The sequence below is a fragment of the Vibrio sp. ES.051 genome (assembly GCF_002563795.1).
In the GTDB taxonomy this organism is placed as follows: Bacteria; Pseudomonadota; Gammaproteobacteria; order Enterobacterales; family Vibrionaceae; genus Vibrio.
In genome coordinates this window covers 869,086-881,854 of the sequence record NZ_PDJL01000004.1, presented here as the reverse complement: position 1 = coordinate 881,854, position 12,769 = coordinate 869,086, and the positions used below count along the sequence as shown (strand labels likewise).

The 12,769-nt window shown below is 43.2% G+C and carries 10 protein-coding genes; 5 read left to right on the top strand and 5 right to left on the bottom strand.

Features of this window, described 5'->3' with window-relative positions; translation table 11 throughout:
- Positions 1 to 62: 62 nt before the first annotated feature.
- Positions 63 to 668, top strand: a complete 606-nt coding sequence (gene cobO, locus ATG66_RS10530; protein ID WP_098415250.1) for a cob(I)yrinic acid a,c-diamide adenosyltransferase — start codon at positions 63 to 65, stop codon at positions 666 to 668.
- Between the two features lie 62 nt (positions 669 to 730).
- Here cobO and ATG66_RS10525 read toward each other — a convergent pair whose 3' ends face one another.
- From ATG66_RS10525 to apbC, 3 genes are all read right to left on the bottom strand, one after another.
- Positions 731 to 2,818, bottom strand: a complete 2,088-nt coding sequence (locus ATG66_RS10525) for an AsmA family protein (RefSeq protein WP_098415249.1) — start codon at positions 2,816 to 2,818, stop codon at positions 731 to 733.
- Between the two features lie 189 nt (positions 2,819 to 3,007).
- Complete coding sequence (gene udk, locus ATG66_RS10520; protein WP_098415248.1) at positions 3,008 to 3,649, bottom strand: uridine kinase; 642 nt, start codon at positions 3,647 to 3,649, stop codon at positions 3,008 to 3,010.
- Positions 3,650 to 3,830: 181 nt separating this feature from the next.
- A complete protein-coding gene (apbC, locus tag ATG66_RS10515; RefSeq protein WP_098415247.1) occupies positions 3,831 to 4,907 on the bottom strand; it encodes an iron-sulfur cluster carrier protein ApbC in 1,077 nt (358 codons plus the stop codon).
- Between the two features lie 161 nt (positions 4,908 to 5,068).
- On the opposite strand from apbC, the gene metG reads away from it, so the two are divergent.
- Both metG and ATG66_RS10505 read left to right on the top strand, forming a co-directional pair.
- A complete protein-coding gene (metG, locus tag ATG66_RS10510; protein ID WP_098415246.1) occupies positions 5,069 to 7,144 on the top strand; it encodes a methionine--tRNA ligase in 2,076 nt (691 codons plus the stop codon).
- A gap of 211 nt (positions 7,145 to 7,355) precedes the next feature.
- The gene (locus ATG66_RS10505; protein ID WP_098415245.1) at positions 7,356 to 8,165 is read left to right on the top strand and encodes a hypothetical protein; all 810 of its coding nucleotides are present in this window, start codon (positions 7,356 to 7,358) and stop codon (positions 8,163 to 8,165) included.
- 118 nt (positions 8,166 to 8,283) lie between these two features.
- Here the strand turns inward: ATG66_RS10505 and fadR are convergent, their stop codons facing one another.
- Positions 8,284 to 9,123, bottom strand: coding sequence for a fatty acid metabolism transcriptional regulator FadR (gene fadR / locus ATG66_RS10500; RefSeq protein ID WP_098415244.1), 840 nt, complete (start codon positions 9,121 to 9,123; stop codon positions 8,284 to 8,286).
- A 639-nt stretch (positions 9,124 to 9,762) separates the two neighbouring features.
- Here fadR and nhaB point away from each other — a divergent pair.
- Positions 9,763 to 11,349: a Na(+)/H(+) antiporter NhaB gene (nhaB, locus tag ATG66_RS10495; protein ID WP_098415243.1), complete on the top strand. Its 1,587-nt coding sequence runs from the start codon at positions 9,763 to 9,765 to the stop codon at positions 11,347 to 11,349.
- Between the two features lie 82 nt (positions 11,350 to 11,431).
- Positions 11,432 to 11,968 carry a disulfide bond formation protein DsbB gene (dsbB, locus tag ATG66_RS10490; protein ID WP_098415242.1) on the top strand — a complete coding sequence of 179 codons (537 nt, stop codon included), beginning with the start codon at positions 11,432 to 11,434 and terminating at the stop codon, positions 11,966 to 11,968.
- A gap of 58 nt (positions 11,969 to 12,026) precedes the next feature.
- Here dsbB and ATG66_RS10485 read toward each other — a convergent pair whose 3' ends face one another.
- Positions 12,027 to 12,641 (bottom strand): YecA family protein, encoded by a 615-nt coding sequence (locus tag ATG66_RS10485; protein WP_098415241.1) that lies wholly within the window; start codon positions 12,639 to 12,641, stop codon positions 12,027 to 12,029.
- Positions 12,642 to 12,769 lie beyond the last annotated feature (128 nt).

Below are 12,769 nucleotides of genomic sequence, written 5' to 3'. Positions count from 1 at the left end.
GAGATAAATCAATGAACCCAAATCAGCTTGGGCACAGCACGAAAAGGAATTGAGAAAATATTATGTCTATCGAAGAAAATAAAGAAGCACGCCATAAAGCTCGCCAACAAAAAGTCAAAGAACAGGTAGACGCAAAAATTGCTGCTGCTCAAGAAGAGAAAGGTTTACTGCTTATTATTACTGGTAATGGTAAGGGTAAATCGACGTCGGGCTTTGGTACTATCGCGCGTGCGGTAGGACACGGTTTAAAATGTTCAGTCGCTCAGTTTATTAAAGGTACATGGGACAACGGTGAGCGCAACCTACTTGAGCAACTCGGCGTTGAGTTCCAAGTAATGGCAACCGGCTTTACGTGGGAAACGCAAAACAAAGCCGCTGATACCGAAGCAGCGCAAGGCGTATGGCAAGAATGTAAGCGCATGCTCAAAGATGAATCTATCGATGTGGTTCTTTTTGACGAGTTGACGTACATGGTGAGCTACGGCTACATTGACTTAGATGAGGTCGTTGAAGCGCTGAATAACCGCCCTAAAATGCAGTCGGTTATCATTACTGGTCGTGGCGCACATCGCACCCTGATTGAAATGGCCGATACCGTTTCTGAAGTGAAGAATGTAAAGCATGCATTTGAATCAGGCGTCAAAGCGCTGAAAGGTGTCGACTGGTAAAGCTCACCAGCAGAATTAAAAAAGGGTTGGCTAATGCCAACCCTTTTTGCTTTGGCTCGAATCTAATTGAATAAATTCTTTATCAAACCATCGACTGCTTCTTTGGTTTTTTCATCTTTGATCTTGTCCGTTAGCTTCTCTACACCACGATCAATTTCTTTCTGAGCTTTCTGTTTCAGAACATCATCGAATACCAGTTTGAATTTAGGATCCGCCCACTGACCAGACACATTGATCGGAATAGTAATGTCTTTCAACTCATCAATATCTTTACCGCCTTGGCCTTCTAGGCTACCTACGACTGATGTGCTGATGGTAAAGTCGACAGTTTCATTGATGTAGTTTGCGGTGCCTTTACCACGAACACGTAGCAATGGAGACTGAGCTTGCATATTATCCGTTGATACGACACCTTTGTTGAGCTTCAATGTCGCCGTCATCGCACTAAAGTCTGTTTTCTTAGCTTCATTTGTGCTTTCGACTTTTTGCCCTTTAAATTTCGCGTAGTTTTCACGAATCAACTGAGCAACGTTGATGCCATTCACCGCACCGTCAGCAAAATTGATAACAACCGTACCAGAAAGATTCTTCTTGATACCGGTAGGCGTTAGACTCTTACCTGTAACATTCACATCAATGTTACCCGTCCCTTCAAGCTTATCGTTATCAGCGACATCAATAAGTAGCGGTTGAACTTTCACGCCTTTGATTGACTTTTTCACACTGTAAGTCGCTGGTGACTTGCGTGCATCTAACTTCGCTGTCGCTGAGATTGAGCCTTGGTACAGCTTCGAACTAAATGAAGTAAGCTCAAATACGCCACGATTTACAGTGAAGCTCGTTTTTACCGCTTCCATCTTCGCATTTGCCGCTTTGAATTTGTCGATGGTAGTATCACCCTTTACATCTAACGTTTTCAACGCAGATAAATCAGGTTCAACCTCTGGCCCGGCAGGGCCACTTTCACCACCAGAAGCTGGCTTGTTACCTTCAGAAGCTTGCGGATCTAATCCTAAGAATTCATCAAGATCGATATTTGGGCTATGGAGAGCAAAGCGTACTTTAGGAATATCACCAAGTGTCACATCGGCCTTACCATCTAAGGCGATAGCATTCGCTGTTAATTTCTCTAGGACAAAGCTCAGATGACTTTTCGTTAGGTCGAAAGACAGATCAGACACCATGTCGACTTTCATCGGTGATTGAGGTAAAGCATCACCCTCAAAAGTCGATTTAAGAGTTAACTTATCCAACTGCACTTTGCTGATAGCCTTGTCCACGCTAAGTTGACCAGCACCCTGCATATCTAACTTCATACCACCAGCGTCGCCCTTCATGGCATACGTCAGGTTATTTACTTTATCGAATTCAAACGTCTCTAAACCGAACGTTGCCGATTCAATCTTATTGGCAGGGTCTGAGTATGTCGCATCAAAGTTGATGTTCTTTAGCGCGTAGTTTGCCAAACCTTTTTCTAGCTTAAAGTCTGCCTGACCTTTCGCGGTGAACTTTTGGTCGTTCATTTCGCCCTTCACACCAAAATCAGCCGTTGTCCAGTTGTCAAAAGCGAATTCGGAAAGGTTTAATGAGATGTCGTAAAGCTTGGTGTAACTTCCGGCTTGCTTGTCCTGAACTTCTAATGAGCCGTTAGAAACCGTAACACCAGCAAGATTAATGCTCCAATCTGAGCCAGAAGGCTGCGTTTCACTATTTTGCGTAGGTGCAATATCGCTCGCTTGCTCTGCTTGTTGTGTTTGCGCTTTCGTCAATGCATCAATATTCTTGCTGCCATCTTTCTTGGTTTCGATATAGAACTCTGCACCATCCAGCGTGACATTACCAATTTCAAGCTGCTGACTGAGAAGTGGCATAACGGAAATATCAATACCAACCGTATCAACTTTGAATAAGTTGGGTTTACTAAAGCCTTGAGGGTTTCGCAATTCTGTATGTCCCAGCTCAAAGCCGATCGATGGGAAAAATTGCCAGCTGATATCTCCTTCAATCACCAGTTCTAACCCTGTTTGCTTTTGCGCTTGTTCAACAATAAGGGGCTTAAACTGGTTCGGATTGACGAAGATAGTTAACGCTAAAATTGCGACCAAAATGACCACAATCGGTATTGCTAGAATTAAGAGCAGTTTCTTCATTTGTTTTTCCTTGCTCGAGTGTTTTTACAATTATAACCGCAGGCTAGATTTACCGCTGACAGTTCCACAAAAACGTGAAAAACGTCCGGTTTTTCCTTGCAACTGACTAATTTAAAAACAAAAAAAAGAAGTGACACTTACCGTGCCACTTCTTAACATAAAAATAAAGCAATATAGCCTTCTAAAAACTTAAGCTTTCAAAAGTTTTGCAATGTGAGCTTTTAGTACATCAATCGCAATACGGTTTTTACCACCACGAGGCACAATGATGTCCGCATATTGTTTAGAAGGTTCAATAAACTGCATGAACATCGGACGTACGGTTTGCTGGTATTGCTTAAGAACAGATTCCATTGTACGACCTCGCTCCTCAACATCACGTTTAACCCGTCGAAGAAGACAGATATCGAGTGGCGTATCCATAAATATCGTCGCATGCATCAAATCACGAAGGCGAGGGTCAGTAAGAAGAAGAATACCTTCTAAAATGATTACCTTTTTAGGGGTCATTATTGTCGTATTGTTTGTTCTTGTATGCTCAGTGTAGCTGTACTCCGGTACCTTTACCGCTTCACCACGCCCCAGTTTTTCAAGGTGCTCACACAGTAGATCGTGATCTAACGCACTCGGGTGGTCGTAGTTCGCCTTTACTCGCTCTTCCATGCTTAGGTGGCTTTGGTCGTTGTAGTAACAATCTTCCGTGATGACACCGATTTGATGATCGCCTACTTTCTCGCGAAGCTCATTATAAATAGTGCTTGCGATCAGACTTTTTCCAGAAGCTGAAGCGCCAGCAATACCGACGATGACGCATTGATTATTATCAGACATTAGTTTGCACCCGATGATGATTTTCTAGTCACATAAAAAGATAAACTGCGTGATTATAGGGAGTTCCCCCCTTAGTTACTAGCTGGAATTAGGGTTTAGTCGTAAGTTTCTGCCTGCTCAGAGGGTTAATCTCCAAGCAAACGTTAAAATGTGCAATCATCACCCAATTGGCATAGTAAACTTAGTTCACCATTGTAAAACTAATTGCCTCTGGTTTGGCTTTGCCTTGCCAAAACATCGTGCTACATACACGGTCAGCAAGTTGCTTATAATAACCGGCATGTTCGCTTTCTGGCCGTCTTGCTACTGTTGGTATCCCCGTATCAATGTCTTCTCGCATAGAAATATGCAATGGAATTTGACCTAATAATGCTAAGCCAAATTCTTGTGACATTTTTTCTGCGCCACCCATACCAAAAATATGTTCTTTCGCACCGCATTGACTACAGATGTGGTAACTCATATTTTCCACAACACCGATAACTGGAACATGAACCTTGTTAAACATCGCCGCGCCTTTTCTTGCATCGGCTAAAGCAAGGTCTTGCGGTGTCGTGACCAACACACTTCCGGTTACTGGAATCTGCTGAGACAAGGTCAACTGAATATCACCGGTACCTGGCGGCATATCGATAACTAAGTAATCCAAATCGGGCCAATCGGTTTCAGTTAGTAATTGCGACAACGCTTTTGAAGCCATTGGACCTCGCCAAATTGCCGCTTCCGATTTATCAACCAAGTAACCAATAGAATGAGTATAGATCCCGTGAGCAAAAACTGGCTTCATCCATTTTCCGTCTCGAACCTCGGGTTTCGCATCCTCTTGACCCAGCATCATCGGTACGGAAGGACCATAGATATCGGCATCAAGCAAGCCGACTTTCGCGCCAGATTGAGCAATCGCCAACGCTAGGTTGACCGCTGTGGTTGATTTACCGACCCCGCCTTTTGCCGAACTTACGGCGATGATATTTTTCACACCTTTTACTGGGTTGTCCACTTGTGTTTCTAATGCTTTAACGCCAAGACCAATATGGCATGGAAACTCCGGCACTGTGCCTACAGTTTGCTGATGTCTGATCCAGTCGCGTAATTCGTACTGAAGCCCATTACTTGCAAAGGGCAATGTTACCTCTACCTCACCTTGCGCTGTAATTGCGATGACATCGTGAATATCAGCCCAGTTTTCCACCAATTGTGGATGCTGGTATTGGTTAAACCAATCACAAAAATCTTGTTTTGAAGTGAACTGATGCATAAGTCCTCCTTTTAAAGTGCCATGCTAACACCGTCCCGCCTTAACCAGAACCCTAAAAAAACTAAGCCATTACGCAGTTTGACATCTTGGAGTTAGTGAATGCATGGGGTAGTATTATCCATCAAAATTTTTATACCTATCAAGAAAAGCGAATATTAAGTATGGCAAACGATCCAAGAATTCTTTCTTCAAGAAAAATGCTGGTAACTTGTGCCCTTCCGTACGCTAACGGTTCGATCCACCTTGGTCATATGCTTGAGCATATCCAAGCGGACATTTGGGTTCGTTACCAACGCCTACGCGGTAACACTGTAAACTTCATCTGTGCTGACGATGCTCACGGCACGCCAATCATGCTTAAAGCGCAACAGATGGGTATTACTCCTGAGGAAATGATTGCCGCAGTCAGCGAAGAGCACCAAAAAGACTTTGCAGGCTTTGATATCAGCTTTGATAACTACCACAGCACACATTCAGAAGAAAATCGTGAGCTGGCTTCGCATATCTACTTAGAGCTAAAGAAAAACGGCTTTATTTCTAGCCGCACCATTTCTCAGTTGTTTGATCCTGAGAAAAAGATGTTCTTACCGGACCGTTTCGTAAAAGGCACTTGTCCAAAATGTAAATCAGAAGATCAATATGGCGATAATTGTGACGCATGTGGTGAGGCTTACAGTCCAACCGAACTGATCAATCCTAAATCTGCGGTTTCTGGTGCAACTCCGGTAATGAAAGATTCCGAGCACTTCTTCTTCGACCTCCCTCAGTTTGAAAGCATGTTAAAGGCGTGGACTCGCTCTGGCTCTCTACAAAATGAAACCGCGAACAAGATGCAAGAGTGGTTCGAATCGGGTCTGCAACAATGGGATATTTCACGTGATGCGCCATACTTTGGCTTTGAGATCCCAGGCGAAAAAGATAAGTTTTTCTACGTATGGTTAGACGCACCGATCGGCTATATGGGTTCATTCAAAAACCTATGTGACAAGCGTGACGACCTCGACTTCAACGAATACTGGAAAAAAGACAGCTCGGCTGAGCTTTACCATTTCATCGGTAAAGACATCGTTTACTTCCATAGCCTATTCTGGCCAGCAATGCTTCAAGGGTCAGGTTTCCGTCAGCCAAACAACATCTTCGTTCACGGCTACGTCACGGTTAACGGCGCGAAAATGTCTAAGTCTAAGGGCACATTCGTAAAAGCAAGTACTTACCTAGAACACCTAGATCCAGAGTGTCTCCGCTACTACTACGCAGCGAAACTTAATAGCCGCATTGATGATCTCGACCTTAACCTTGAAGATTTCACGCAACGTGTGAACGCTGACGTCGTCAACAAAATCGTTAACCTCGCCTCTCGTAATGCTGGCTTTATCGCTAAACGCTTTGACGGCAAACTGTCTGACAACTTTGCAGAACCTGAACTATACAAAGAGTTCGTCGCCGCCGCAGAGCACATCGCAGAGCTTTACGAAAGTCGTGAGTTTAGTCGTGCGATCCGTGAAATTACTGCATTAGCCGACAAAGCAAACCAATACGTTGACGAAAAAGCGCCTTGGGTAATCGCCAAAGTAGAAGGCAAAGATCAGGAACTTCAAGAGATCTGCTCTGTGGGTATCAACCTTTTCCGCGTTCTGATGACCTACCTAAAACCAGTGATGCCAGCACTCGCTGCACGTACAGAAGCATTCCTAAACCAAGAGCTAACTTGGGACGGCATGACTCAGCCACTAACAAGCCACGAAATCACTAAGTTTAAAGCACTATTCAACCGTATTGATCCGAAGAGGGTTGAAGCAATGGTCGAGGCTTCTAAAGAAGATGCCGCAGTTGAAATGGCAGCAAAAGAGAAAGCGGAAGCAGAAAAGAACGAGGCTAGCCAAACTGAGCTAGATAAAGATCCAATCTCTGATGAGATTGAGTTTGATACTTTTGCTCAAGTAGACATGCGTATCGCTCGCATTATTTCTTGTGAAGAAGTACCAAAAGCAAACAAACTACTGAAATTTCAACTGGATATCGGTGGCGAAACACGCCAAGTATTCTCTGGCATTAAATCGGCATACAAACCGGAAGAACTAGAAGGCAAGCTAACAGTTATGGTTGCGAACTTGAAACCTCGTAAAATGAAGTTTGGTATGTCTGAAGGCATGATCCTAGCCGCTGGTCCTGGTGGCACTGACCTATGGATCCTAGAGCCGCACGAAGGCGCTCAACCAGGTATGCGCGTCATGTAACTCGTTACTTTACTACCCAATCCGAAAATCCCCGCGAGACTCCGTGGGGATTTTTTTTGGTCAAATTCACAGGATTGGTGAACTGTTGCACCATGAATACACAAACTTATTCATTTAAAAACATAAGTCCATATTTTTAAATGAATTTTAATTTGGCATCAAAACTGCTAACTCTTGTTTGATACTCCCAAATACTAACAAGGAGTTGGTTATGTTTGTTTTGATTTCATCTTTACTGTCTATCGCTATTTTAGTGAGCATATATCACCTGTCCTTCAAGCGGGAACAGCAACATATTCGCAAGTATCAACTACTCACCTTATTACGTGATGTTGTTCACCTGCTGCGACGCCACCGCGCAGCAACGCACTACTCGATTTATTTTCAACAAAATAACGAGCAAGAACTACACAAACTGCACCGAGCTCTCACCAAGAAGCTACACCTCCTAGTTGAAACCTCACGCTTTGAAAATAAACCCATGTATCGCGTGCTGCAGATAAAAGTCGGTAAATTACTCGAAAAATGGCAAGGCAGTAGCGTTGCCCGTAACCAAATGGAACATGGCCGGTTAATTCGTCACTGCTTATTCTTAATGGATGAAACTACAATAGCGTGGTTGACCGAAGAACAACGAGATGAGTTACATGATGAGTATCATATGAACTGGCAATACATCATAGATAGCTTAGAAACTCTCACTCAGCTTCGTATCTGCATCCAAGACCTAAGTGAGCAAGGAGGAAGGGCGCGATTTAAACACTATGCATCGGTCATGACACGTAAGCTGAACCAATTAGCGATGATTGCCCCATTAAATATCGCCTCGCCAGTTGCGATGCGCGCCATACAAGTATTGGATGACTACGTAAATGAAAAGAATGCCAATATAACGGAAGCAGAGCTTTATCGGATTACATCTGATTTATCGCTCACTATTTTCAATACCTACGACCATGTTCTCTCTGATACCGTTGAGGCTTTATATCTGCCACTCCCCAGACTCTCAGTCGTAGGATAGAAATTTTCAATCCTACGTAGGAAGTCGTTCAGTGAGGCATTTACACATAAACTCTACTTAATAAAAAAACCGCAGGTTTATCGCCTGCGGTTTTTAAGTATCGTGCGCTTCTTAGCGCTTAGCTATCATCTTCGGTGAAATTAGTCGGCAACTGTTTTTTCATCTCGTTCCAGATCTGCGCACTTTCAATACCATAATGACGAATCACAATAGGTAGCTGTTCACGTTGACCATTTTCACAAGTTTCTAGTAGCTGACGGTAAAAGTTCAGGGCTAGTTCACGAGAAGCCGGATTTGAGAAGTAGTAGCTACCGACGCGATCATACAGCTTTTTCAATCCATTAAAGATCAACCCATAAATTTGGTTACCAGAATGGAATGCAAGACGCTGGAACAACATGTAGTCGTAAAAGTTGAACGTTTTAGCAATCAAAATTTCTTGACGCTTCGTTTCGTCTTTTTCGTTATCTTCTTTCACACTCTGCACAACTTTGTCGGCATAAGGGGAAGAAGCGATAAATTCATCCCAAGAGCTGGCATTCATCAAAGCTTCACAAGACTCGATTACATTTTTGATGGTGCGCTCAGAACTTTCCTTATTTACTTTAAATGCATAACGCATAAAGATAGGACTAATATTAGTACGTGCCGCAAGCAAATCTTCAACAATATTTGTGGCGTTATCTACGTCCAATGTCATCAAAGTATCTAAGATATGCAGGCCTGAAGTCTCCATAAACTGGTTAACTTTCGTCGGTTTCCCGTGTTGGATAGTTAACCATCCATCACGTGCTAATCGTTGCAGAACCTCTCGTAAAGTCGTTCGAGTTACACCTATCAGTTCGGACAGCTCGCGCTCAGCAGGTAAAATTGAGCCCGGAGGAAAACGGCCGTTCCAAATGCTCTCGATAATATATTTTTCTGCGAATCCCGCAGGGCTTTTCGCCTTTATGACCATTCTACTTTTTATCCAATCTTGATTTATGAGGATCGATATTACTCATCATACCACTAGTTAACGATTTGAGAAAACTTACGATCAATAATTGAAACGACCCTTCAGTATAGAGTTATCACTCTAAACTCCACAATAAATTAGAGTGCTTTTTCGTTGAGTCCAAACCGATAAAATCCACATTTTATGCGAATTAAACAGCCCACAAGTTGAGGCGAAATAAAGATTACTGCGTCACAATTTTATATTCAAAATATGAAAAGTTAATTTGTAATTGACGGTTAATATTCTTTCTTAATTTACCTTTTCTCATCACTGAGTGTCATTTACAATCCAAGAGGATTTTTTTAAACCTTTCATGATATAGTTACACCGTTTTGATCGCGTTATTACATTTAAAAAGTACTCTTAGTCAATAACATCACGTATTGTTATTGACTAATGAATGCCTGAGTGTAGAGTCTGCGGTCGAAAATGAGCGGTGCTTAAGTTCAGGGGAAGTAACTTGGCAAGACTACAATAGGCAAAGGATTGTTGTTTTACTAAGTTATTGTTTTAAAAGACTAACCAATAAGTCTAATAAACAGATACTTAAGCACTATTGTAGTGTCTAATCATAATTTTGTTATAAAGAGAATTATCATGCCGATATCGCTCGGAAATGCTTTCATCAAGAATTTCCTTGGTAAAGCACCTGATTGGTACAAAGTTGCCATTATTGCCTTCTTAATAATTAACCCAATTGTTTTCTTCCTAATTGACCCATTTATTGCTGGGTGGTTGCTGGTCGCTGAATTTATTTTCACACTTGCTATGGCGTTAAAATGCTACCCATTACAACCGGGTGGTTTACTTGCCATTGAAGCCATTGCTATTGGCATGACCAGTCCTGCACAGGTTAAACATGAATTAGTAGCCAATATCGAAGTATTATTACTCTTGGTGTTCATGGTGGCGGGGATCTATTTTATGAAACAGCTTTTGCTGTTTATCTTTACCAAGATCCTGCTTGGCATTCGCTCTAAAACCTTGTTATCTCTAGCATTCTGTTTTGCTGCAGCGTTTTTATCGGCTTTCTTAGATGCGTTAACCGTGATCGCGGTCGTTATCAGTGTGGCTATTGGTTTTTACTCGATATACCATAAAGTCGCTTCAGGTAACCCAATTGGTGACCACGACCATACTCAAGATGACACTATCACAGAGCTAACACGAGACGATTTAGAATACTACCGAGCTTTCTTACGCTCGTTACTAATGCATGCTGGTGTGGGTACGGCACTAGGTGGCGTAACAACCATGGTTGGTGAGCCGCAAAACTTGATTATCGCAGACCAAGCGGGCTGGTTATTTGGTGAGTTTTTAATCCGTATGTCTCCGGTCGCTCTACCCGTCTTTTTCTGTGGCCTAATCACTTGTGCGCTGGTCGAAAAACTTAAGGTCTTTGGTTACGGTGCAAGACTGCCTAATAACGTTCGTAAAATTCTGGTCGACTTTGACCGTGAAGAGCGTAAAACACGTACGAATCAAGATGTTGCTAAGCTATGGGTTCAGGGCCTTATCGCAGTATGGTTAATTGCTGCTTTAGCCTTACATTTAGCTGCCGTTGGCTTAATTGGTCTTTCGGTGATCATCCTGGCCACTTCCTTTACTGGCGTAATTGAAGAGCATTCAATGGGGAAAGCGTTTGAAGAAGCCCTGCCTTTCACAGCACTGCTCGCTGTTTTCTTCTCGGTTGTCGCCGTCATCATTGACCAAGAGTTGTTCAAGCCTGTTATCGATGCGGTACTGGCCGTTGAAGATAAGGGGACTCAGCTTGCTCTTTTCTATATCGCTAACGGCTTGTTATCGATGATTTCCGACAACGTTTTTGTCGGTACTGTTTACATCAACGAAGTGAAAACCGCGCTGATTGAAGGCGTAATCACACGCGAACAGTTCGACTTGCTGGCCGTCGCAATCAATACAGGTACAAACCTACCTTCAGTTGCCACTCCAAATGGTCAAGCCGCCTTCTTGTTCCTACTAACATCGGCTTTGGCTCCATTGATTCGACTCTCTTACGGCCGAATGGTCATCATGGCATTGCCTTACACCGTCGTGCTTGCGATTGTTGGCTTGATGGGCATTATGTTCTTCCTAGAGCCAGCCACAGCTTCATTCTATGATGCAGGCTGGATTCTACCTCACAGTGGTGATCTGACTCCCGGAGCGTCAGTCGGCCACTAAAATTGAGTTGATAAGGAAACTTATACACGATAAAAAGCTCTGAGTATTCAGAGCTTTTTCTATTTCAGACAGGAACGAAACCGTGACTATTTTAAATTCACTTAACCAGTTTTCGAAGGGACGCTTATCGTGGCTACTGCTACTTCTATTCATTATTATCTTTGAAGCGTGTGCACTTTATTTCCAACATGTAATGATGCTGGCACCATGCGTGATGTGTATCTACGAGCGTATCGCCATGCTCGGAGTTGGCGTGGCCGCAATCATTGGACTGGTCGCGCCAACTAATCCTCTTTTCCGTTGGTTAGGCTTAGTTGTTTGGGGACTCAGCGCTTATAAAGGGTTACTTCTTGCTCAGCAGCACGTTGATTACCAATTTAATCCATCGCCTTTTGCTACCTGCGACCTATTTGTGGTTTTTCCTAATTGGGCACCACTCAATCAATGGGTTCCTTGGATGTTTGAAGCTTATGGTGACTGCTCAAAAGTAGTATGGCAGTTCTTTGATTTGTCGATGCCACAATGGTTAGTCGTCATTTTTGCAGGTAATCTCATCGCTTTAGCATTAATCGTAATTGCTCAATTCTTCCCTGCAAAACGCAAGAACCCAATTCGTTAATTGAAAAAAGCCGACCACTCGGTCGGCTTTTAAATTAGGGGGATGAGATAAGTCTTTATCAGTGTGACTTGCCACAGCAATACTTGAACTTTTTACCGCTCTCACATGGGCAAGCTTCATTACGGCCAATGCCTTTGAATGGATTTAAGCTTTGAGCCTTGTTACCGACCATTAACTCATCCGCTCCCAAAGCGACTTCACTGACCATTAAATCCAATTGGTCGACTAAATCATTAAGCGACGGTGGGATTTCTATGCCCGCATCACGCATCTGTTGTTGAGTAGAGGCTTCATCGATGGCTAACATCAACGTTGTGAGTAGCGCCTGTAACATGCGTTGCAAGCCATCATTAAGCTCAGCATCCTGCCATTGCTCTTCAATCATCGGCCAAACCGACATAAATCCTTCCGCAAAATCCGCGAGTTGCTCTGGCTCTTTCCCAGTCAACTCTAATAGTGAATATTCATTGCGTTGAATTCGGTTGTGTTGTGTATGGATTTGCGCTTCAACCACTGGTTGAATGGCTTTGAAGCGCTCTCCTAGTAGTGGCTCTAACCACGTTTCAGGAGCCATGGGCTTAGTGGTCAAGTTAGCGGCTAAAACCGCGCCTTCAATAAATAAGGGAGATTCATCGAACTGAACTTCACCTTTCTCAATTAGTGTGTATTGCATGACGTTTTAGGTTCCCCATATATTTGGCGGCATTATACCCCAGCATTAAGAAGATGCTAGATGACGGAAGGTTTAACAACCGAGTCTTTTAATGACAAACTTAGCTTACATCGCTACAATCGCCCTCC

What these genes read in the sequence shown, in the direction of transcription:
- fadR (WP_098415244.1), bottom strand. Translation starts at nt 9,123, where the DNA reads ATGGTCATAAAGGCGAAAAGCCCTGCGGGATTCGCAGAAAAATATATT.
- apbC (WP_098415247.1), bottom strand. Translation starts at nt 4,907, where the DNA reads ATGCATCAGTTCACTTCAAAACAAGATTTTTGTGATTGGTTTAACCAA.
- nhaB (WP_098415243.1), top strand. Translation starts at nt 9,763, where the DNA reads ATGCCGATATCGCTCGGAAATGCTTTCATCAAGAATTTCCTTGGTAAA.
- metG (WP_098415246.1), top strand. Translation starts at nt 5,069, where the DNA reads ATGGCAAACGATCCAAGAATTCTTTCTTCAAGAAAAATGCTGGTAACT.
- ATG66_RS10485 (WP_098415241.1), bottom strand. Translation starts at nt 12,641, where the DNA reads ATGCAATACACACTAATTGAGAAAGGTGAAGTTCAGTTCGATGAATCT.
- ATG66_RS10525 (WP_098415249.1), bottom strand. Translation starts at nt 2,818, where the DNA reads ATGAAGAAACTGCTCTTAATTCTAGCAATACCGATTGTGGTCATTTTG.
- cobO (WP_098415250.1), top strand. Translation starts at nt 63, where the DNA reads ATGTCTATCGAAGAAAATAAAGAAGCACGCCATAAAGCTCGCCAACAA.
- ATG66_RS10505 (WP_098415245.1), top strand. Translation starts at nt 7,356, where the DNA reads ATGTTTGTTTTGATTTCATCTTTACTGTCTATCGCTATTTTAGTGAGC.
- udk (WP_098415248.1), bottom strand. Translation starts at nt 3,649, where the DNA reads ATGTCTGATAATAATCAATGCGTCATCGTCGGTATTGCTGGCGCTTCA.